The organism is Hymenobacter sp. UYAg731 (assembly GCF_054061335.1).
Genome location: NZ_JBSSEC010000006.1, coordinates 48,081 through 70,484 on the forward strand (window position 1 = coordinate 48,081; position 22,404 = coordinate 70,484).

A 22,404-nucleotide genomic window follows, 5' to 3' on the forward strand; every position below is an offset into this window, starting at 1 on the left:
CGCTACAGCATTATCCGCTCCGTGGCCGGCTCGCGGGTGGCCGTGTTCAGCCCTTTGAACTCGATGTACTTCACATTCGGCACCCAGAACGTGCCGCCCTCGATGCGCAGAAACACGCGCTCCAGCTGCAATTGCTTGCCGTTGATGGTGGTGTAAACGTGCAATGCCTTGTCCGTCGGCGAGCGCAGCAGGTAGAACCGGACCTTGCCGTAGGCCGCGAATTTCAGCTCGTACTTATCGGTCGCCAGCTTTTCGGCGGTGAGGCCGTAGGCGAACTTGCGCTGGATGAAGTTCAAATCCTTGCGCTCGCCGTGCTCGTCGTACCGAATCCAGAACACGTTCACGGGCTCGTCCTCGTTCAGCCGGCCGGCGCGGTCCACGTTCAGCTGGTAGATGACGGTGTTAGTATTCGGGTCGCGCTGGAGGTAGAAAAGCTGGTTGCCCACGCCGCTCGGCACCGGAAAGGTGATGGCTGGTTTCGGGGACGGCGGCAGGGCGAAAAGGAGGTTGAAAAGCAGCAGGAAGGTCGTTGCCGACATCGGTTTTGGCGGGAATGCGATGAGGACGCAAAGGTACGGCCGCAGGTACTGTGGACGCTGCGAGTCCGCGAGTGAGCGCAGCGAGCATTTGGCGCATATGCGGTCGCGGCTGCTCGTTGCGCTCGCTCGCGGACTCGCAGCGTCCACGCTACATTACTTCATCTGCCGGAACTTCCGCTGCATCACCACTTGCACGGGCACGTTCTCAATCTTGCTTTCCAGCCACGACACGATATCAAGGTACAGAAACGGCCGACCTTCGTACGGCATCGCGGCGATGACAATGAGCTTGTCGCGCAGCCGGATGAAGGCCTCGCGCACCTGATGCGGCGCGATGCTGCCCACCGTGCGCAGAAACCGGAAAATCTCGACCTGCATGGGCTGCTGGTCGTCCATCTTGCCCAGGAAATGGTACACCGACTTAATCTGGTAATCGAGGCTGGCATCGTCGCCGGCCTCGTAGTGGGCAATCAAGTTGAGGATGCGGGCGAAGCATTGCAGGTCCTCGCGCAGGCTCAGTTCCTTGTGCTGAATCACCAGATTCAGGTATTCGATGGCCTTCACAAACTCGCCGCTGCCGAAGTACAGGCTGGCGATTTTATAGTACAGCACCAGCGTGCGGTGCAGGTCGAGCTGCGGCTTGTAACGCTCCAGCTGCTCCAGCAGGTCCGGAATGATTTCCAAGCCTTCAGTGAAGCGGCCTTCCAGAAAATAGGCGTTGATGCGGTTGGTGAAAAGGTACTGAAACAGCAGGATTTCGGTGTTGGGGCTGCTGCGCCGCGTCTGGTTGGCGGCAAATTCTTCCAGCGTTTGCAGCACCTGCTTGAATTTGCTGTAGTACAGCAGATTATAGAGCGAGGCCAGTAAATTGTGCAGGCCCTTAATGTAGAGCATGGTTTGCAGCTCCTTCATGGCCGGTGCGGCCTCAAACAGGTCTACCCACTTCTGGGCGTAGCGGTAGCCGGCCCGGAAATCCTGGTCGAGCGTGTGGTACCACACATGGGCCTGGTAGAAGTAAAGCTTCTCAAAAAAGCCGCTGTCGCGAGGCACCTGCGGCGGCAGATTCTCCCGAAAAAACGCCGTGATGTGCTCGTGGTCGGTGCGGTTGCGGGCGTGTCCGGCCTTCAGATACAGCCCGTAGAGGCGCAGCGAAGCGTTGCTGAGCGCGTGTTGGTTGGCCAGGTGGGCCACGGTGTCGGTGGCCTCGGCGGTGAGGGTTTCGGCGCGGTCCTCCAGGCTGCGGGTGATGTACTGGCTTTCGATGAGCTTCTCGAAATCGAGGGCCAGCAGCACGATGTGCGGCATTTCGGCCTGGCGCGCGCCCTGCTTCACCTTTTCCAGCATGCGGAGCGCCTGCTGGTAAAAGCCCTTGTTGTAGAGCACGCGGGCGTAGTCAAGCTGCTCGTGCAGCTGAATATCCGGGTTCTGGCCGGCGTGGTACACGCGCAGGCTGGCCAGCAATTGCCGGTATAGGTTGGCCTTGAGGTTGGCCAGCTGGGCGCGTTTCAGGCTGGGCACCTGGGCGAGCACGGCCGCGTCGTCGGCCGTTTCCAGCGCGTCGAGCGCGTCGAAAAGGAGCAGGAACTTGAGGTCCTCACTCGCGCCCGGCCGGTTAGTAAACAGCCGGAAATGGCGCTTTTCGGTCCGCGTCAGTGACTTTATTAGTTGAAATACAGGCTCCGCGCTTTTGGTAGGCATTGTAGGAATTTATGAAGCAAGTAGCTGATAAATAAATGTTTATTTGATGAGAACCGGCTTTTGGAAATAGTAGAATTTCCAAAAGCGTGGTTTTGCGGCGCGGACGCGGGGTGATTCTTGCCAACCTATTCACCACCGCAGCCCTTCGTTTCGGGCGATTTATCGCATGGCAACCCAGCAAATTCAAATCTTCGATACCACGCTCCGCGACGGCGAACAGGTGCCGGGCTGCAAGCTAAACTGCGACGAGAAGCTTCTCATTGCCCGCCAGCTCGAACAGCTCGGGGTCGACGTCATCGAAGCCGGCTTCCCGGTGTCCAGCCCCGGCGATTTTGCCGCCGTGCAGGCCATTGCTGCCCAAACCCGCGAGGCCACCGTCTGCGGCCTCTCCCGCGCCGTCGAAAATGACATTCGCGTGGCCGCCGAGGCCCTGCGCCCGGCCCGCTACCCGCGCATCCACACCGGCATCGGCACTTCCGATGTCCATATCCAGCACAAGCTCTGCACTACCCGCGCCGACGTGCTGGCCCGCGCCATCGCCGCCGTGAAGCTCGCCAAAAGTTTCGTGGAGGACGTGGAATTCTACGCCGAAGACGCCGGCCGTACCGACAACGTGTTCCTGGCCCAGGTGTGCGAGGCCGCTATCCGGGCCGGGGCCACCGTCCTCAACATTCCCGACACCACCGGCTACTGCCTGCCCCAGGAATACGGCGCGAAAATCAAATTCCTGCACGAAAACGTGCGCGGCATCCACGCCGTGCGCCTGTCCACGCACTGCCACAACGACCTCGGCCTGGCCACCGCCAACTCCATCGCGGGCGTGATGAACGGGGCGCGCCAGATTGAATGCACGATGAATGGCGTGGGCGAGCGCGCCGGCAACACCGCCCTGGAGGAAGTGGTGATGATTCTGCGCCAGCATCCTTACCTGAACTTGCACACCAACATCAACACCCGCCTGCTGGCCGAAACTTCGGCCCTCGTGTCGCACCTCATGACTATGCCCGTGCAGCCCAACAAGGCCATCGTGGGGGCCAACGCCTTCTCGCACTCCAGCGGCATTCACCAGGACGGCATCATCAAGCACCGCGAAACCTACGAAATCATCGACCCCAAAGAAGTCGGCGTGGCCGATTCGTCCATCGTGCTTACGGCCCGCTCCGGCCGCGCCGCGCTGGCCTACCGTCTCCAGAAAATCGGCTACGATTTCGAAAAGCCCGAGCTGAACAAGGCCTACGCCCGCTTCATGGAGCTGGCCGACCGCCAGCGCGAAGTGGTCGACCAGGACTTACACGAATTAGTCGAACAGGAAAAACTCGTTACCGCTAATTGATATGATTGATATGACTACCCCCGAAACGCCTTATACCCGCCTCGTTACTTCCCCCGAAAACCACCAACCTGAACCACCGGCGTCGCTCCCCCAGCGCTACGCCGATTGGATTAGCTATGCCGTGGCCGTGATTCAGCAGGCTGCACCCACGGCCGCCGAATTCAATCCCACTGAAGGCTGAACGATGTATAAACGCAATATTTTGCGTCTCGTCGTTGAGTACGTCTGAACAGAATTACCCTTGTTTCCCCCTCCAAACCCACCATACGACGAGACGCAAATATGCGTCTCTACCCCCGCAAAATGGCCAAGTCCTTATTCGATAAAATCTGGGAAGCGCACGTGGTTCAACCCGCTCCCGGCGGCCTGGATATCGTGTATATCGACCGGCACCTCATCCACGAGGTGACCAGCCCGCAGGCGTTCGACGAGCTCGAAGCCCGCGGCTTGCCGCTGTTCCGCCCGGCGCGCATCCTCGCCACGGCCGACCATAACGTGCCCACCCGCAACCAGCACCTGCCCATCGAGGAGCCGCTGAGCCGCTCGCAGGTGGACAAGCTGACCGCGAATTGCGCCAAATACGGCGTGGAGCTCTACGGCCTGGGCCACGCCCGCCAGGGCATCGTCCACGTCATCGGGCCGGAGCTAGGGCTCACGCTGCCCGGCACCACCATCGTGTGCGGCGACAGCCACACCTCCACGCACGGCGCGTTTGGCGCGGTGGCCTTCGGCATCGGCACCAGCCAGGTGGCGCAGGTGATGGCCACCCAGTGCCTGCTCCTAAGCCGCCCCAGGCGCATGCGGATTTCGGTAGATGGCGAGCTGCGGCCCGGCGTTACGGCCAAGGACTTGATTCTCTACGTGATTGCGCAACTCGGCACGGGCGGAGCCACTGGCTACTTCGTGGAATACGCCGGCAGCGCCGTGCGCGCCCTCAGCATGGAAGGCCGCATGACGGTCTGCAACATGAGCATTGAAATGGGCGCACGCGGCGGCCTCATCGCGCCGGATGAAACCACGTTCGCCTACGTGCAGGGCCGTCCGTACGCGCCCAAAGAAGCCGCCTGGGACCAGGCCGTGGCTTACTGGAAAACCCTATATTCGGACGAAGACACGGTTTTTGAGGCTGAGCATCAGTTCGATGCTCAGGAAATTACGCCCATGATTACCTACGGCACCAATCCCGGCATGGGCATCGCGCTGAACGGCCACATCCCCAGCGAAGTGCCGGCCAGCGAAGCCGAGAGCTTCGATAAGTCGCTGAAATACATGGGCTTTCAGCGCGGCGAGTCGTTGCTGGGCAAGGAAATTAACTACGTATTCATCGGCAGCTGCACCAACTCGCGCATCGAGGATTTGCGGGCGGTGGCGGCCTACGTGCAGGGCAAGCAGAAAGCCAGCCACGTTGAGGCCCTCATCGTGCCCGGCTCGAAGCAGGTGGAGCAGCAGGCCATTGCCGAAGGCCTGGATAAGATTCTGGCCGCCGCCGGCTTCGAACTGCGCGAGCCCGGTTGCAGCGCCTGCCTGGCCATGAACGAGGACAAAATTCCCGCCGGGGCCTACTGCGTGGCCACCTCCAACCGCAACTTCGAGGGCCGGCAGGGGCCGGGGTCGCGCACGCTGCTGGCGAGTCCGCTGGTGGCGGCCATCACGGCGGTGCAGGGTAGGATTGTGGACATCACGCAGTATTTGAATTGATTGTAGCCTGGACTCTGCGAGTCTGGGCATCGCACGAACAGTCAGGCCCGGACTCGCAGAGTCCAGACGACACCACTCACATGGAAAAATTCCAAACCCTGCATTCCGCCGCCGTCCCGCTGCCGCTCGAGAACATCGACACGGACCAGATTATCCCGGCCCGTTTCCTGAAGGCGACCACGCGCGAAGGCTTCGGCGAAAACCTGTTCCGCGACTGGCGCTGGAACACTGATGGAACGCCAAAGCCCAACTTCGTTCTCAACGACCCGTGCTACGCCGGCCAGATTCTGCTGGCGGGCAAGAATTTCGGCTGCGGCTCCAGCCGCGAGCACGCCGCCTGGGCGCTGTACGACGCCGGTTTTCGGGTGGTGATTTCGAGCTATTTCGCCGACATCTTCCGCGGCAACGCGCTGAACACTGGCCTGCTGCCGCTGCAAGTGACGGATGCCGAACTGGTGCGCCTGTTCGTCCTTGCGGAGAAGGATGGTGACACCCAATTCGTGGTGAACCTGCCCGAGCAGACGCTGCACGTGCCCGCCACCGGCGACAGCTTTCACTTCGACATCGACGCCTACAAAAAGGAGTGCCTGATAAACGGCTACGACGATATCGACTACCTGGTGAGCCAGAAGCCCGCCATTGAAGCCTACGAACAAAACCGAACCTGGACTTGGGAAACAAAATGGTAAGCAAGAAAATAGCCGTGTTGCCCGGCGATGGCATCGGGCCCGAAGTATGCCGGCAGGCCGTGAAGGTGCTCGAAGCCGTGGCCGAACGATTTGACCACCACTTCGACCTCAGCTCGCACCTGATGGGGGCCTGCGCCATCGACGCCACCGGCAACCCCCTGCCCGACGAAACGCTGGAAGCCTGCCGCACCGCCGATGCCGTGCTGTTCGGGGCCATCGGCGACCCGAAATACGATAATGACCCCAGCGCCAAAGTGCGCCCCGAGCAGGGCCTGCTGCGCCTGCGCAAGGAACTGGGTTTGTTCGCCAATATCCGCCCCGTGATGGCCTACGACGTGCTGCTGGCGCACTCGCCCCTGAAAAAGGAGCGCATTCAGGGCACCGACATGGTCATCTTCCGGGAGCTGACGGGCGGCATTTACTTCGGCGAAAAGGGCCGTACTGCCGACGGCGAAGGTGCTTACGACTACTGCACCTACAGCCGCACCGAAATCCGCCGCATCGCGCACCTGGCGTTTCAGGCCGCCGCCGGCCGCCGCCAGCACCTCACGCTGGTGGACAAGGCCAATGTGCTGGAAACCTCCCGCCTCTGGCGCGAGGAAGTGCGCGAAATGGCGCACCAGTACCCCGAAGTGACGGTGGATTACCTCTTCGTTGACAATGCCGCCATGCAGGTCATCCTCAACCCCACGCAGTTCGACGTGATTCTGACCGAGAATATGTTCGGCGACATCATTTCGGACGAGGCCTCCGTCATTGCCGGTTCCATGGGCCTGCTGCCCTCGGCCTCCATCGGCGAGGCGGTGGCGCTGTTCGAGCCCATTCACGGCTCCTACCCGCAGGCCAAGGGCAAGGGAATTGCCAACCCCATTGCCGCGATTCTGTCCGTGGCTATGCTGCTGGAGCATCTGGAACTGGATGCCGAAGCAGCCCTGGTGCGCGAGGCCGTGGACGAGGCGCTGAACAACAGCATTCTCACGCCCGAGTTGAGCCCAACCGCCCCTTACACCACCGAGGAAGTGGGCAACTACATCGCCTTCTGGATTGCCGATTCCAACGAGAAGCAGTGGAACAAGAACAATGTGGAAATTGGCATCAGCACGATTATTTGACGGCTAACAAATGAAAAAGCCCGTCATGCTGAGCGCAGTCGAAGCATCTCTGCCGCGCAACTAATTCAATCGACTGCAACGAAGCAGTAGAGATGCTTCGACAAGCGGACGCCAGATAAGGCATGACGTTCAACCCGCAACAAAACCACCCATGAAAAAACGCTGCCTGCTGGTCTTTGCCGTCATTACTCCTGGCCCGGCGGGCGCTTAGGAACAGCTTGTTGCAACCCAGCAAAAGCCTTTCTAAGCCCCGCGCTCAGAAAGGCTTTTTTATTGATTTTTTCTTCTTTACGAATCAACCCGCATGTATTTCAACCCCGACACCCTGGCCTTTGTCGACGGCGAGTTTGTGAAAGCCGAAGCCGCGCAGGTGGGTGCTTACGCGCAGTCGCTGCACTACGGCTACGCCGTTTTTGAAGGCATCAGGGCCTACGCCACACCGGCCGGTACCCGCATTTTCAAGGCGGAGGAGCATTATGAGCGGCTGCACTACTCCTGCCGCAGTATCGGCCTGCCCTTCAACTATTCGGTTGAGGAACTGACCGACATCACCTACCAATTGCTGGAGAAAAATGGCCTTGCCGATGCCTACATCCGCCCCCTGGTGTACGCCGGCGCGCCCAACATGACCCTGAAGCACGCCACGAGCAGCAACCTGCTCATCGCCGTGTGGGACTGGGGCAAGTACCTCGGCGACCAAAGCTTGCGCCTCAGCATCTCGCCCTACCAGCGCCCCAATCCGAAGGCCGTGCCCATCGAAGCCAAAGTGTCGGGCCACTACGTCAACTCCATCATCGCCAGCTCCGAAGCCAAGGGCCGCGGCTTCGATGAAGCCCTGCTGCTGGATATGAACGGCTACGTGGCCGAAGGGCCGGGGGCCAACTTCTTCTTCGAGAAAAACGGCGAATTATTCACCGCGCCGCAGGGCAGCATCCTGCGCGGCATCACCCGCAACACCATCATCGACCTAGCCCGGGAGGCCGGAATTTTGGTCACCGAAAAGTTCTTCACCCCCGACGAATTGGAAGGCGCTACCGGGGCCTTCTACACCGGCACCGCCGCCGAAGTGGTGGGCATCGCGGCCATTGATGAGCTGGAGTTCAGCAGGCCTTTCTCCGAAACGCTGGGTGCCCGGCTGGCCGAGCGCTACCACGCGCTGGTATCGGGCGCGGCGGTGGAGCAAACTGCTTAGCTGAATAATCGCGGGAACGTCATGCTGAGCTTAGTCGAAGCATCTCGCGTGCATTACTAATTCAATCGTTGCAACGGCATTGATTACTGCTCACGCGAGATGCCTCGGCTACGCTCGGCATGACGAACAATTTTCCCAACGCCTACCCAACCCCTGCCATGATTCTCAACAAATACAGCCGCATCTACACCCAGGACGATAGCTTGCCGGCCGCGCAGGCCATGCTCATCGGCTCGGGCTTGTCGGATGCGGACTTGCGCAAGCCGTTCGTGGGCATCTGCTCCACGGGTTTTGAGGGCAACACCTGCAACATGCACCTCAACGCGCTGGCCGACGGCGTGAAAATCGGGGTGCAGGCGCAGGGGCTGGTGGGGCTGCGCTTCAACACCATTGGCGTGAGCGACGGCATCACGAACGGCACGCCGGGGATGCGGTTTTCGCTGGTATCGAGGGAGATTATCGCCGACTCCATTGAGGCCATGGCGGGGGCGCATAACTACGACGCTATTGCCACCGTGGTGGGCTGCGACAAGAACATGCCCGGCGCCCTCATCGCCATGGCGCGCCTCAACCGGCCCAGTTTGATGGTGTACGGCGGCACCATCAAGGGCGGCACGTTTAAGGGGCAGCAGCTCAATATCGTGTCGTGCTTTGAGGCCTACGGGAAGAAATTGCAGGACCAGATTTCGGACGAGGACTACGCCGGCATCATCCATAATGCCTGCCCCGGGCCGGGCGCTTGCGGCGGCATGTACACGGCCAATACCATGGCCGCCGCCATCGAGGCGCTAGGCATGAGCGTGCCGTTTTCGTCGTCGTTGCCCGCCGTGAGCGTGGAGAAAAACCAGGAATGCCTCGACGCCGGGGCTTACCTGCGGCTTTTATTGGAGCGCGACATCAAGCCCCGCGACATTCTGGTGCGGGCGGCGTTTGAGAATGCGCTGGTCGTCGTCACCGTGCTGGGCGGTTCCACCAACGCGGTGTTGCACCTCATTGCCATTGCCCACGCGGCCGGCGTGCCGCTGAGCATGGAGGATTTCCAGGCCGTGAGCAACCGCGTGCCGGTGCTGGCCGACCTCAAGCCCAGCGGCCGATACCTCATGGAAGACCTGTCGGCCCTGGGTGGCGTACCCGCCGTGATGCGAACCCTGCTCGAGGCCGGCCTGCTCCACGGCAACCTGCTGACCGTGACCGGAAAAACCCTGGCCGAAAACCTGGCTGACGTGCAGCCGCTGGGCGCGGAGCAGGATTTGCTGCGCCCGCTGGATAACCCTATCAAAGCCGACGGCCACATCCAGATTCTCTACGGCAACCTCGCTCCGCGCGGCGCGGTGGCCAAAATCACGGGCAAGGAAGGCCTGCGGTTTGAAGGCCCGGCCAACGTGTTCGACTCGGAGGAAGCGCTGAACGAGGGCATCACGCAGGGCCGCCTTCAGGCCGGGCAGGTGGTTGTGATTCGCTACGTGGGGCCGAAGGGCGGGCCGGGCATGCCGGAGATGCTGAAGCCGACTTCGGCCATCATCGGGGCCGGGCTGGGCGATAAGGTGGCTCTGATTACGGACGGCCGCTTTTCGGGTGGCACCCACGGCTTCGTGGTGGGCCACGTCTGCCCCGAGGCCTACGACGGCGGGGCCATCGCACTGGTCGAAAACGGCGACTGGATTATTCTTGACGCCGCCGCCAACACCATCGACATCCAGCTTGAGCCGGCCCTGCTGAAGCTGCGCCGCGCCCAGTGGCAGCGCCCGCGCCCCAACGTGCGCCAAGGCGTGCTCCTCAAATACATCCGCACTGTGAGCGACGCCAGCCACGGCTGCATCACCGATTTACTGGAAGAGAGCCATGTTAGTGAACCAGCCACCAACCCGGCCTGAAACCGCCGAAATGGGCGTAGCAACTGCGGAAACCGGTGCTGTTTCCGTCGCGGGTGAGGCCTCCGAAGCGACTGTTCCCGCGCCCAATGCCACCGGGGCCACGGCCGTGCTCGACATTCTGCTGGCCGAGGGCGTGGATACGATTTTCGGCTATCCCGGCGGGGCCATTATCCCCATCTACGATGCGCTTTACGACTATTCCGACCGGTTGAACCATGTACTGGTGCGGCACGAGCAGGGCGGCATCCACGCGGCGCAGGGCTATGCGCGGGCCTCGGGCCGGGTGGGCGTGGTGTTTGCCACCAGCGGGCCGGGGGCCACCAATCTGGTTACCGGCCTGGCCGATGCGCTCATTGACAGCACGCCGCTGGTGTGCATCACGGGGCAGGTGTTCGCGCATTTGCTGGGCACCGATGCTTTTCAGGAAACGGACATCATCAACATCACCACGCCCGTCACGAAGTGGAATTATCAGGTGACCAAGGCCGAGGAAATTCCTGAGGCGCTGGCCCGGGCCTTCTACATTGCCCGCAGCGGCCGGCCCGGCCCGGTGCTCATCGATATTACCAAAAATGCTCAGCTCCAGCCGTTCCATTTCGCGCCCTACGTGCCCTGCACGCACATCCGCAGCTACCGGCCGGTACCCATCGTGCGGCCCGAGTACCTGCGCGAAGCGGCCGCGCTCATCAACCAGGCCCAGCGGCCGTTCGTGCTCTGGGGCCAGGGCGTGATTCTCGGGAAAGCCGAGCGGGAGTTCAAAGCCTTCATCGAAAAAAGCGGCATTCCGGCCGCCTGGACCATCCTCGGTGCGGGCGCATTGCCCACCGAACACCCGCTGAACGTGGGCATGCTGGGCATGCACGGCAACTACGGTCCCAACGTGCTCACCAACGAGTGCGATGTGCTCATCGCCATCGGCATGCGCTTCGACGACCGGGTAACGGGCCGCCTCGACAAGTACGCCAAGCAAGCGAAGGTCATCCACCTCGACATCGACCCCACCGAAATCGACAAAAACGTGGCTGCCACCGTGCCCGTGTGGGGCGATTGCAAGGAAACCCTACCGCTGCTCACCGCCCTCATCGAGCCCAAAACCCACCCCGAATGGCACCAGCGTTTTCAGAACTATATGGCCGAGGAAGTGGCCGCGGTGATACACGACGAACTGTTCCCAACCGGCGAGGAGCTGACCATGGGTGAAGTCCTGCAACAGCTCAACGAGTTGACGCAGGGCGAAGCCATCATCGTGACCGACGTGGGCCAGCACCAGATGGTAGCCTGCCGCTACGCCCGCTTCAACCACACCCGCAGCAACATCACCAGCGGCGGGCTGGGCACGATGGGCTTCGCGCTGCCGGCCGCCATCGGGGCCAGGTTTGGTGTGCCGGAACGGCCGGTCGTGGCCATTATCGGCGATGGCGGGGTGCAGATGACGATTCAGGAGTTGGGCACCATCATGCAAACCGGCGTCGAGGTGAAAATCATCATCCTCAACAACCGATTCCTGGGCATGGTGCGGCAGTGGCAGGAGCTGTTCCACGCCCGCCGCTACTCGTTCGTGGATATCCAGAGCCCCGATTACGTGGCCGTGGCCGCCGGCTACCGCATCGCCGGCCAGCGCGTGGAGGCGCGGGAGGAGTTGCGGCCCGCGCTGCAAAAGATGCTGGCGCACCCCGGCTCCTTCCTGCTGGAGGTGCTGGTGGCCAAGGAAAACAACATCTTCCCGATGGTGCCGCAAGGGTGCAGCGTGGCCGAGATAAGGCTGCGGTAGGCAGAACGATTGTGGTAGCCCGTCACGCAGAGCATTCTGCGCATCAAGCAGAGACGAAGCATCTTGCCCGCCACCACTAACCCATTTGAATTGATTGCATTGAGCAGTAAAGATGCTTCGCTACGCTCTGCATGACGGTTACTAACTCCAGAAACCATGTCCCACCAACCCGACCGCCAGGAATACAACATCACGGCCTACACCGAAAACCAGGTGGGTTTGCTCAACCGCATTGCCATCATTTTCTCGCGCCGCAAAATCAACATCGAGAGCCTGAACGTGTCGCCTTCTGAAATCGAAGGCATCCACCGCTTCAACATCGTCATCACCGAAACCGAGGACGTGGTGAGCAAGCTGGCCCGCCAGATTGAGAAGCAGGTGGAGGTGCTGAAAGTGTACTACAACACCAACTCCGATGTGATTTGGCAGGAAATGGCCCTTTACAAAGTGCCCACCGACATCATCGCCGAAAAGGCCTCCGTGGAGCGCCTGCTGCGCGAAAACGGGGCCCGCGCCGTAGTCATCCGCAAGGATTATACGGTGTTTGAAACGACCGGACACCGCGAGGAAACCGACGCGCTGATTAAGGTTTTGCAGCCGTACGGCCTCATCGAGTTCGTGCGCTCGGCCCGCATCGCCATCATCAAAGCCAGCGACGGCTTCAACCACAAGCTGCGCGAATTTGAGCGCCGCGAGCCGGGCGAGGACGTGGCCGAAAACGAGTTTCTGAACAGCCGCGACGCGGTGTTTACCATGTAGCGCGAACTTTTAGTTCGCGACCCGAACGATTTTTTCCAACCCATGCGCGAACTAAAAGTTCGCGCTACAACCCCCAACCAACATGGCCCAAATCAACTTCGGCGGTGTCGACGAAACCGTCATTACCCGCGACGAATTCCCCCTCGCTAAGGCGCTGGAATACCTCAAAAACGACACCATTGCCGTTATCGGCTACGGGGTGCAGGGACCGGGCCAGGCCCTGAATATGCGCGACAACGGCTTCAACGTCATCGTGGGCCAGCGCGCGGGCACGCCGTCGTGGGACCGCGCCATCCGCGACGGCTGGGTGGAAGGCGAAACCCTGTTTTCGCTGGAAGAAGCGGCCGAGCGCGGCACCATCATCTGCAACCTGCTGTCTGATGCCGGCCAGATTGCGCTGTGGCCCATGCTCAAAAGCAAGCTCACGCCCGGCAAAACGCTGTACTTCTCGCACGGCTTCGGCATCACCTTTAACGACCAGACCAACATCATCCCGCCCGCCGATGTGGACGTGATTCTCGTCGCGCCCAAGGGCAGCGGCACCAGCCTGCGCCGCCTGTTTCTGGCCGGCGGCGGGTTGAACTCTTCCTTCGCCGTGTTCCAGGATGCCACGGGCAAGGCCTGGGAAAAAGCCATTGCCATGGGCATCGGCGTGGGCTCGGGCTATTTGTTCGAAACCGACTTCAAGAAGGAAGTGTACTCCGACCTCACCGGCGAGCGCGGCGTGCTGATGGGCGCGTTGGCCGGCATCATCGAAGCCCAGTATCAGGTGCTGCGCCAGCGCGGCCACTCGCCCTCCGAGGCCTTCAACGAAACCGTGGAAGAACTCACCCAAAGCCTCGTGCCGCTGGTGGGCGAAAACGGCATGGACTGGATGTTTGCCAACTGCTCCGTCACCGCCCAGCGCGGCGCGCTGGACTGGAAAGGCCGCTTCCGCGAAGCCACCCTGCCGGTCCTCAATGAGCTGTACGACAGTGTGGCCAGCGGCGCGGAAGCCCGCCGCACCATCGAGCGCGGCACCACGCCCAACTACCGCCAGGAGCTGGAAGCCGAGCTGAAGGAAGTGCGCGAGTCTGAGCTGTGGGCCACCGGCGCGACCGTGCGCCAGCTGCGCTCCAAAGCAGCGGAAAAAGTGGAGGCGTAGAGCCGCATCTGTGCGTTTCGTCGCGAAATGATTTTGGCCGTACGGGACGGACGACGGGACGCATAGATTCGTCTCTACACTATTCCAACCACCTTGCGGCTTCGCCCAAAAAGCTTCCGAACGGTGGTCGGTGACCGGCATGATTCCTCCGCTGAATTATCTACACCGTGTGCAGAATCACGTAGAGCGAACTGGTCGAAATTACCAGCCAGAGCAGGATGCCCAGCACGTAAGGCTTCACGCCCACCGACCGCACCACCTTGGCCGACAAGCCCGCGCCGATAAAAAAGAGCGTGACCGTGAGGCCAATTTTGGCCAGGGTCACCATCACCGGTCCCAGCGGCTTGGCGGCGGGCACGAAGGTGTTGACCAGCATGGCGGCAATGAATCCGAAGATGAAGTAGGGAATGGTGATTTTGACGCCCTTTTGCTTGAAAATCATGGCTGTGCCAATGGCCACCGGAATAATCCAGAGGGCGCGGGCCAGCTTCACGGTGGTGGCCACTTCCAGGGCCTGATTGCCGTAGGCCGCCGCCGCGCCCACCACCGAGCTGGTGTCGTGGATGGCAATGGCGCACCACAGGCCAAACTGGTTCTGCGTCATGGCCAGGGCGTGGCCGATGGGCGGGAAGGCAAACAACGCAATGGCATTGAGTACGAACACCGTGCCCAGGGCCACCGACATCTCCTCGTCCTTGGCCCGCAGCACCGGCCCGATGGCCGCAATGGCCGAGCCGCCGCAAATGGCGGTGCCGCACGAAATGAGGTGTACCACATGCCGGCCCAGCCCCAGCCACCGGCCCGCAAAAAAGCCCAGAATGAGCGTGCCGAAAATGGACACGACCGTGAAAATGATGCCCTCTTTGCCGGCCTGCACCGCCGCGTGGGCATTCATGCCAAAACCCAGCCCGATAACCGAAAACTGGAGCAGCTTGGCCGTCGCCTTTTTGGTTTGGCTGCCAAATGGATTGCCGATGGTTTGGGCCAGCCCCAGGCCCAGCGCCAGGGCAATGGGCGGCGAGGCCCACGGCGTGAGACAGAACACCAGCAGCAGCCCGAACACCACCTGCCTGAGGGTGAAATCCTGCCCGAATAGCACGCGGGGCGTGTGGAAGTGCCGGAAAGTGCCCGTGGTATCGGCCGGGTCGGCGGGCACGGGCGCGGTGGGTGGCGATAGGGTGGGGTGGGCCATGAGACAGCGGATTAGTTGCCTCAAATTTACGGCGATACCTACCGGGAAGGTAATCGAAAAATGTTATTCCAAATTACCTGGGGTTATACCAAAGGCTTCAATTGCTGCTGAATGAAGCTGAGAAACCGCTGGGCCGCCCGTGCCAGCGGCTGCCCCTGCACCCACACCGCCTCAAACCGGCGCGCCAAAACCAGCCCCTCAATCGGCACGATTTCGAGGAGCCCGGCGGCCAGCTCGCGCGCCAGTGCCCGCCGCGATACAAAGCCCAACGCCTCGGGCGCGGCCTCCAGGTAGCCTTTGATGGCTTCGGTGTTATCGAAATAAAAGGCCACCGGTAGCGTGCTGAGCTTGATTTTGAGTTCGCGCAAGGCAAACTCCAGCACTTCGAGAGTGCCCGAGCCGCGCTCGCGTAGCACCAGCGGGTGGGCCAGCGCCTGGGCCGGGGGCAGGGGCTGGGCGGGCGGGCCGGCGGGGGTGGCGCGGCGCACGGCCACCAGCTCATCGGGCAGCAGCAATTCGTAGTGCAGGTCGCGGCTGCGGGAGCGGCCTTCCACGAAGCCCAGGTCAAGCTCGCCGCGCAGCAGGGCTTCGGCAATGCGCTCGGAATTGGCGTTGGTGAGGGTGAGCTGCACGTTGGGGTAGCGGGCCTGGAAGGCGGGCAGCACGCCCGGCAGCACGTACTGGCTCAGGGTGGTGCTGGCCCCCAGGCGCAGGCGGCCGGCGGCTTCGTCGGGGTCGCGCAGGGCCAGCAGTTGGTCGGCAAGCTGTTGGGCGGAAGCGGCCACGGCCTCGGCGTGGCCCTGGAGCAGGCGGCCGGCCTCGGTGAGGGCCACGCGGTTGCCGCGCCGGGCCAGCAGGCGCTGGCCGTAGTGCTTCTCCAGCTCGTGGATGTGCTTGGTGACGGCGGGCTGCGTCACGAACAATTCCTGGGCCGCTTTGGTGAAGCTCAGGTGCCGGGCCACAGCCTCGAATACGCGAAGGCGAAAATCGGACATGGCCCAAAGTACGTCGTTGGGTTCGTTGAAAACGCACAACGCCCCCACCAGATTTGGTGGGGGCGTTGGTAACGGCTGTCAGATGGGGATGAAAGAGTGGAGCACTATTCCACGCTCAGCGGGCGGCTCAGGGCCACGCCGTCCACCGTGAGGCGGCAGGTGTAGAGGCCGGGGGCCAGCTTGGCCGCATTCAGCTCGGCCGTGAACTGGCCGGCGGCGCGGGTTTCGCCGTCGATGAGCTGAGCCACGCGGCGGCCCACGTTATCGAACACGGCCAGGCTCACTACGGACGACTTTTGCAGGCTGAAAGGCAGCTGCGTGAGGCCCGACGTGGGGTTGGGGTAGGCCGGAGCGAAGGCCGCCGAAGCCGTTTGCACCGTGCGGGTAGCCGACACGAAGCCCACCAGGCTCGGACCAAAAAAGTCGTCGAGGTATACTTTGCGACGGACGAGGGTATTGGGGGCCACCAGCAGCACAATTTCATTCAGGCCGGTGTTGGGCGTACCGCTGGGCGAGTTCACGAAGTTGAAGCTGAGGGTTTCCCAGGCGTTGGTAGCCGTGGTGGTGGCGGTATATTCCGAGTTGCGGCCGGCCGGGTAGTTGGTGGCCCCGGCCACCGTCGAGTCCTGGAGGGTAATCTGGTAGAGCACGCCCGGCGCGACGCTGAACACCTTGAGCGTCATGTGCAGAGCCGTAGCGGTGGTGTTTTTGAAGTTCGAGACATCGGCCAGGGCCGCGCCACGGGGCTGCATCACGAAGGAATCGTACTGGTTGGTCGAGCGGGTGTAGCGGGCCACGTGGGCGCTGGGGTTGGCGGCGCTCACCGAGTTGTTCAGTGTGTCAATCTTGAGGCCGCCGGATGTTTTGTAGGCGATGTACTTGATGGCGCGGGTGCCCTCGTAGTTGTCGTAGAGCTGGCGCACGGCCAGGTTGGTTGGTGGCACCACGGCCAGCAGTTCCGGCCCCATAATGTCGTCGAGGTAGTAGGTGCTGGCGTTATTGGTGCCGGGGGCCACCTGAAACAGCATCTGGTCGATATCGGTCGCCGTTACCGTCGGGTCGAAGTTGCCGCCACCGGCCACGCTGGGGGCGAAGGTGAGGGTTTCCCAGGCGTTGGCCACCGTGGTGACGGCCGTAAACTCGGTACCGAACTTGCCGCCGGGATAAGGCATGCCGTTCGACTTGGTGCTGTTTTGCAGCACCACGCCCACCGTCACGCCCGCCGCCGGGCTGCGGAACTTGACGCTGATGCGTTTGGCCCCGCCCGTGGCGTAGGCGGCCACGCTGGCCATGCGGGCGTTGTTGGGCTTCACCACCAGCACGGCGTATTGGGCCCCGCCGTCCCGTGCGTAGGAGGCGCAGGTGCTGCTGCTGTTCACGGCAGTGCTGCCGGGATTGGGCGCGTTCTGCACGAGCGTGCCTTCCACCGTCGGGTACGACACAATCCGCGTCGTCTCGAAGTTGTCGTACAGGGTCTGGGCCGAAGCCGCCTGGGTCGCGCCGGTAGCTAACGCAGCGCCACACAGTAGTTTGGTAAAGTTGTTCATGTGGGAATTGGTGAGAATGTGAAAAAAATTGGGATTGGGGTTATGGGAATTAGGTCTGGTTGGTTATTCCTTTTTCAGCTGATAAAACCGCACGTAGTCCACCACCATCTGCTGGGGGAAGGCGGCTTCGTCGATGCCCTTCTGGCCGCCCCACTCGCCGCCCACGGCAATGTTGAGCAGCAGGTGAAAGGGCTGGTCCCAGGGCCAGGTTTCCCAGCCGGTGCCCTCGTTGCGGTGGGCGAAATAGATTTGGCCGTCAATTTGGGCCGTGATGGTTTCGGGCGTCCATTCCAGCGAGTAGGTATGAAAGGCCGAAATGGCGTCGGGTAGCTTGGTAATGCCCGTTTTTTGGGTGTTGATGCGGAAGTAGTAGGCCTTGCAGTGGGTGGTGGCGTGAATCACGTTGGGGTCGTAGCCGACGTGCTCCATGATGTCGATTTCGCCGTTGTCGGGCCAGCCGTGGTTGCCGTAGGGGTTCTTGTCGGGCAACATCCAGATGGCGGGCCAGGTGCCGCGCCCGCCCGGGATTTTGGCCCGAATCTCGAACCGCCCATACAGCTGGCTGCCGCCCTTGCCGCGCGATACCAGTCGCGCCGACGTGTAGCCGTTGCCGGCCACCAGCGCCTCCTTGCGGGCCTCAATGATGAGGTTGCCGCCCTCGACGCGGGCGTTTTCGCGGCGCTTTTTCGTGTAATACTGCTCCTCCTTGTTGCCCCAGCCGCTGCCGCCCACGTCGTAGGTCCACTTCGTAGAATCGGGCAGGCCGGCGTAGTTGAACTCGTCGCTCCAGGCCAGCTTGCTGAACGTGTAGCGTGGCGGGGCCACGGCCGCTTTCGGAGCGGGCGTAGTACCGTTGAGCAGCAACAGTAAGCCGGATAGCAATGTGGAAATCATGGGGATGAGTCAGGTAAGGGCAGGGCCTGCCGGTCCGACCGCCCTAGGCGGTCTGACCGGTTGTCGTTGTTTATCAGAACGTGCTTCTTTCAACTTGTCAGACCGGAACCTATTGGCCGCCGACCCACTGGGCCGGCGGCCAACGCCCAATCCGGCGGAGCATCTCACCAGAGCCCCGGCCGGAATGAACGGCGGTATCGCGCCGGGCTACTCCTTGTACTTGTAGTAGCGCACGTAGTCCACCAGCATCTGCTGGGGGAAGGTGGTGGTGCCGTCGGGGTTGCCGTCGAAGTCGCCGCCCACGGCCACGTTCAGAATCATGTAAAACGGGTTGTTGAAAGGGTAGGGCGAGGCCTGGGCCTGGGTGGTGGTGAAGTACTTCACGCTGTCCACGTACCACTCGGTTTTGTCCTGCGCCCGGATGATGCTGAAGGTGTGGAAGTCCTGCGAAAAATCGCCGCCGGGCAGGGCATAGGTGGTAGACAGCGGCTGGGGCTTGGTGGCCACGCTGTTGCCGAAGTGCAGCGTGCTCACGTTCACCTGCGGCGTGCTGCCGCGCAGCTCCATGATGTCAATCTCGCCGCAGGCCGGCCAGCTCACCTGGCTGTCATTCGAGCCCAGCATCCAGATGGCCGGCCAGAGGCCCTTGCCCTTGGGCAGCTTGGCGCGGATGTCGAGGCGGCCGAAGGTGAAATCGCGCAGGCCCTTGGTGTTGATGCGGGCCGAGGTGTAAGCGCGGCCGTGGTAGGCCTCGCGCTGGGCCGTAATGACCAGGTTGCCGCTGGTCACGGCCAGGTTGGTGCGCGAGTCGGTGGTGGCCTGGAGCTCGTTGTTGTACCACACGTCTTTTATTTCGGGCACCCATTTCTGGGCGTTCAGCGAGGCACCATCAAACTCATCGCTCCACGCCAGCGTGCGGTAGCTGGCGTAGGGCATGATGGTGGCATTCACGGCCTCCGGAGTTACCGCCGCCGTTTCGACAATGGTCGGGCCGGGCGGGTTCTGAGTGCAGCCGCTGGCGGCCAGTGCCACGGCGGCGAAGCCAAGCGCAAGGCGCGTCGGGGAAAAAGGGAATAGCGTCATGGGAATATCGAAAAGGATAAGAGGAAGACTTATTTTACTCGCATCTTGAAGGTAAAGACCGAGCCCGGTGCGCCCACGGTCCGCAGCACCATCGTGCGGTTGTTGATGGATAGGATGCGGAACGTGCGGTCCGGGCCGGCATCGGTGGCCCCGATGAAGGGCGCGGGGGCCGTGGGCGAGGCGGGCGGGGCCAGCACAAACTGCCCTACACCCGCGCCCACGGCCTGCCCAAACGTGAACGTAGTGCTGACCGAGCGCGGAGCCTGGCAGGAATAGGCCCCCGCCACGAATGTCTCGGCCTTGGCATCATAAATGAAGCTGTGGCTGCTCGTGAATGTGTATTCGTCGTCGGCCTGGCAGTTGGGCAGGCTGCCCAGGGCCCCGCCGGGGAAGTAGGTCGTAGGGTCGGCTTCGGTACCCACCGTGATGGCGTTGGCCACCGTGTTGTCGAGCATCCAGGTGCGCGAGCCGCCGCCTGTGAGGCGACGCTCGGTGAGCACCAGCGGCGGCGGGGTGGGCACCAGCGTTACTTCGGTGATGGTGCCGTTGGGGTTGGTGCCGCGCAGACGCAGCACGGTGGTCGTGGCTTCCACAATGTCGTAGGTTTTATTCACCACCGAATCCGTGAGGCCGATAAAGGACCTGGGGCGTTGCAACACAATCTGGCCCAGGCCATTGGCCGTGGGCCGGAAAATGAAGGCGCTCTTCCCATTCAGGTTCGCGCCGCAGTTGTCGCCGCCGTCGTAGGTATAGTTGAAATACTGGTCAAACTGAAACTGGTCGTCGCCCTGGCAGTCGGGCAGCGGCGCGGCCGACGCGGTGAGCTGCGTAGTGCCATTGGCCGCGAAAGTTTTGATAGCGCCCGGCTGGTCGGAGTACGTCCAGCTGGTGGCATTCGACTTGCCGCAGTCGACGAGGGCCGAATACGCCGCATTGCCGCAGCCGGACGGAATCGTAACATCGACGGGCGCGGTGTTCGTGCCGCCCCGGCCGGCCACCACCAGCTTCACCTGGTAGGTGCGGGGCAGGGTGTAGGTGTGGGTCACATCGCGGCCGGTGGCCAGGGGCGAGCCATCGCCGAAATCCCACTGGTACAGGAAACCGTCGGCGCTGGTGTTGGTGAAGGTGGCCACCACCGGGTACACGGTCGTGTTCAGGGCCACGGTGAAGCCAGCGGTGGGCACGGGGCCTTCCAGCTCCCCTACCTCTTTTTTGCGGCACGAGCCCAACGCCACGGCCCCCAGGGCCAGCAGCAACACAGATTGACGGAAAGAACTACGCATGAGAACGGAGGATAGCAGGGGTGGGAATGGACCAGGGCGCTTAGTAACCATCGTTTTGCGTCAGGTTGGGGTTGGCGTCGCGCTCCGACTGCGGGATGGGCAGCACGATGTTGAAAGGCTTGATGCCCTTGCTGATAAGGTGCGCGTTGTTGAGCAGCTTGTTGGTGCGCTTGAGGTCGAACCACCGGTCGTTTTCGAAAGCCAGCTCGTAGCGGCGCTCGCGCAGCACGGCCGCGTCGAAGTCGTTGGTGTTGTTGCTGTTCAGGTCGTGGGGCTGGGGCGAGGCACTGGTGATGTCTTCGCCAAAAGCCCGGCGGCGCACGATGTTGAGGTACTTGTAGCCATCGGTAGTAGCGCCCAGGCCTTCGGCGGCAATGAGGTACACCTCAGCCAGGCGCAGCACCGAAATATTCAGCGGCGAGTCCCAGACGTTGGTCACGGTTTTGGGCACCAGCCACTTGCGCACGTTGTAGCCGTTGGGCGAGCCCGCCAGCGCGGCGGGTTGCGAAGGGTAGGTGCTGCCCGCCGGATACGGGTCGCCGGGCTTGAAGATGGTGACGGCCTGGCGGCGGTCGCCGGCCTCGTAGCCGTCCACGAAGTTGGGCTCTGGGATGTTGAATCCGTAGCCGCCCTGCGGAGCCAGGCCCTGCCCGCGCGGGGCAAAAAACTCGTTGCCCACGAAGCCCAGATGGTTGAAATCGTAGGATTGCGAGGGGTCGTACACAAACTGCACGTCGAAGAGCGACTCCTTGCCGTTCTCGTTTTCCAGCTTGAAGTTGTCGCCATAGTTGGTCCACAGGCTGTGCGGGCCGGTCGTGATGATGAGCTGGGCTAGGCGGGCGGCTTCGGCCTTGTTGCCCAGCGTGAGGTACACTTTGGCCAGCAGGCCCATGGCGGCCCACTTGGTGGCGCGGCCCAGGTCGGCCCCGCTGTAGCTGCCCAGCAGGCTGGTGCTGGCGGCTTGCAGGTCGCTGATAATCTGCTCGTAGACCTTGGCGGCCGGCGTGCGCGGAATGGCGGCATCGGCCGGGCTGGCGGGCGGCGTGGTCAGCAAGGGCACATCGCCAAAGCAGCGCACGAGGTCGAAATAATACTTGGCCCGCAGAAACTGCGCTTCGCCCAGGCAGCGTGTCCGGATGGCCGGGCTCATGCTGGTGATGGCGGGCACCTTTTGCAGCACCAGGTTGGCCGTGCCAATGCCCACGTAGCAGCCGGACCACAGGGCTCCGGTCATGGGGTTGCTGCTGGGAATGTTGAACTGGTCGAGCTGAATTTCCTCGGCCCCGTCGCCGCCGCCGCCGCCGCCGGTGTTCGAGTTGTCCGACATGATGTCGCCGATGCCCCACAGCGAGTAGTTGTACTGGCCCTTGCGGCTCAGCTGCGAGTACACCGCGTTGGTGGCCAGGATGGCATCCGTCTCGGTTTTATAAAAATTCTGGGTCGTGAGTTGGTCGCGGGGAGCCTCGTCGAGGAATTTTTCGCCGCAGCCCGTGGTGGTCAGCAGGCCCAGGCTCAGCAGAAAGCTCACGGCGGCGGTTTTGGGGAGGAAGTTCATCTGGTGGGAGAGATAAAGGCGACTGGTTGGGAAAAGGCGGCCGGAC

At 62.3% G+C, this 22,404-nt stretch carries 19 protein-coding genes; 10 read left to right on the top strand and 9 right to left on the bottom strand.

Translation table 11 applies throughout. The annotated features are described in order from the left end of the window. Window positions 1–2: 2 nt before the first annotated feature. Together ACVWYF_RS18275 and ACVWYF_RS18280 are read right to left on the bottom strand one after the other, a co-directional pair. A complete protein-coding gene (locus tag ACVWYF_RS18275; protein WP_457070673.1) occupies window positions 3–539 on the bottom strand; it encodes a DUF4833 domain-containing protein in 537 nt (178 codons plus the stop codon). Window positions 540–692: 153 nt separating this feature from the next. Then, window positions 693–2,237 (bottom strand): hypothetical protein, encoded by a 1,545-nt coding sequence (locus ACVWYF_RS18280; RefSeq protein WP_457070675.1) that lies wholly within the window; start codon window positions 2,235–2,237, stop codon window positions 693–695. A gap of 166 nt (window positions 2,238–2,403) precedes the next feature. Here ACVWYF_RS18280 and ACVWYF_RS18285 point away from each other — a divergent pair, with 166 nt between their 5' ends. The 10 genes from ACVWYF_RS18285 (at window position 2,404) to ilvC (ending at window position 13,809) form a co-directional block, all read left to right on the top strand. Beyond that, window positions 2,404–3,570 (top strand): 2-isopropylmalate synthase, encoded by a 1,167-nt coding sequence (locus tag ACVWYF_RS18285; RefSeq protein ID WP_457070677.1) that lies wholly within the window; start codon window positions 2,404–2,406, stop codon window positions 3,568–3,570. Window positions 3,571–3,580: 10 nt separating this feature from the next. After that, window positions 3,581–3,751 carry a hypothetical protein gene (locus ACVWYF_RS18290; RefSeq protein ID WP_457070679.1) on the top strand — a complete coding sequence of 57 codons (171 nt, stop codon included), beginning with the start codon at window positions 3,581–3,583 and terminating at the stop codon, window positions 3,749–3,751. A gap of 122 nt (window positions 3,752–3,873) precedes the next feature. After that, on the top strand, window positions 3,874–5,268 hold the full coding sequence (gene leuC, locus ACVWYF_RS18295) for a 3-isopropylmalate dehydratase large subunit (protein WP_457070681.1): 1,395 nt from the start codon (window positions 3,874–3,876) through the stop codon (window positions 5,266–5,268). An 80-nt stretch (window positions 5,269–5,348) separates the two neighbouring features. Further along, window positions 5,349–5,957: a 3-isopropylmalate dehydratase small subunit gene (gene leuD, locus ACVWYF_RS18300; RefSeq protein ID WP_457070683.1), complete on the top strand. Its 609-nt coding sequence runs from the start codon at window positions 5,349–5,351 to the stop codon at window positions 5,955–5,957. Beyond that, entirely contained in the window at window positions 5,951–7,069 is a 1,119-nt protein-coding gene (leuB, locus tag ACVWYF_RS18305) for a 3-isopropylmalate dehydrogenase (RefSeq protein ID WP_457071163.1), read from the top strand. Before leuD ends, leuB begins: the two co-directional genes overlap by 7 nt. 304 nt (window positions 7,070–7,373) lie before the next feature. Beyond that, complete coding sequence (locus ACVWYF_RS18310) at window positions 7,374–8,261, top strand: branched-chain amino acid transaminase (protein ID WP_457070685.1); 888 nt, start codon at window positions 7,374–7,376, stop codon at window positions 8,259–8,261. A 158-nt stretch (window positions 8,262–8,419) separates the two neighbouring features. Next, complete coding sequence (ilvD, locus tag ACVWYF_RS18315) at window positions 8,420–10,135, top strand: dihydroxy-acid dehydratase (RefSeq protein WP_457070688.1); 1,716 nt, start codon at window positions 8,420–8,422, stop codon at window positions 10,133–10,135. Continuing rightward, window positions 10,104–11,906, top strand: coding sequence for a biosynthetic-type acetolactate synthase large subunit (ilvB, locus tag ACVWYF_RS18320; protein WP_457070689.1), 1,803 nt, complete (start codon window positions 10,104–10,106; stop codon window positions 11,904–11,906). Before ilvD ends, ilvB begins: the two co-directional genes overlap by 32 nt. 156 nt (window positions 11,907–12,062) lie before the next feature. Then, entirely contained in the window at window positions 12,063–12,665 is a 603-nt protein-coding gene (gene ilvN / locus ACVWYF_RS18325; protein ID WP_457070691.1) for an acetolactate synthase small subunit, read from the top strand. Window positions 12,666–12,747: 82 nt separating this feature from the next. Further along, entirely contained in the window at window positions 12,748–13,809 is a 1,062-nt protein-coding gene (gene ilvC / locus ACVWYF_RS18330) for a ketol-acid reductoisomerase (RefSeq protein ID WP_457070693.1), read from the top strand. 160 nt (window positions 13,810–13,969) lie between these two features. Here ilvC and ACVWYF_RS18335 read toward each other — a convergent pair whose 3' ends face one another. The 7 genes from ACVWYF_RS18335 to ACVWYF_RS18365 form a co-directional block, all read right to left on the bottom strand. Continuing rightward, entirely contained in the window at window positions 13,970–15,001 is a 1,032-nt protein-coding gene (locus ACVWYF_RS18335; protein WP_457070695.1) for a YeiH family protein, read from the bottom strand. 83 nt (window positions 15,002–15,084) lie between these two features. Next, window positions 15,085–15,996 carry a LysR substrate-binding domain-containing protein gene (locus ACVWYF_RS18340; RefSeq protein WP_457070697.1) on the bottom strand — a complete coding sequence of 304 codons (912 nt, stop codon included), beginning with the start codon at window positions 15,994–15,996 and terminating at the stop codon, window positions 15,085–15,087. Window positions 15,997–16,100: 104 nt separating this feature from the next. Then, window positions 16,101–17,543, bottom strand: a complete 1,443-nt coding sequence (locus tag ACVWYF_RS18345; protein WP_457070699.1) for a T9SS type A sorting domain-containing protein — start codon at window positions 17,541–17,543, stop codon at window positions 16,101–16,103. Between the two features lie 63 nt (window positions 17,544–17,606). Next, on the bottom strand, window positions 17,607–18,437 hold the full coding sequence (locus ACVWYF_RS18350; protein ID WP_457070701.1) for a glycoside hydrolase family 16 protein: 831 nt from the start codon (window positions 18,435–18,437) through the stop codon (window positions 17,607–17,609). 207 nt (window positions 18,438–18,644) lie between these two features. Next, window positions 18,645–19,520 carry a glycoside hydrolase family 16 protein gene (locus ACVWYF_RS18355; RefSeq protein ID WP_457070703.1) on the bottom strand — a complete coding sequence of 292 codons (876 nt, stop codon included), beginning with the start codon at window positions 19,518–19,520 and terminating at the stop codon, window positions 18,645–18,647. 29 nt (window positions 19,521–19,549) lie between these two features. After that, window positions 19,550–20,803: a PKD domain-containing protein gene (locus tag ACVWYF_RS18360; RefSeq protein ID WP_457070705.1), complete on the bottom strand. Its 1,254-nt coding sequence runs from the start codon at window positions 20,801–20,803 to the stop codon at window positions 19,550–19,552. Between the two features lie 40 nt (window positions 20,804–20,843). Then, the gene (locus ACVWYF_RS18365; protein WP_457070707.1) at window positions 20,844–22,358 is read right to left on the bottom strand and encodes a RagB/SusD family nutrient uptake outer membrane protein; all 1,515 of its coding nucleotides are present in this window, start codon (window positions 22,356–22,358) and stop codon (window positions 20,844–20,846) included. Window positions 22,359–22,404: the final 46 nt, after the last annotated feature.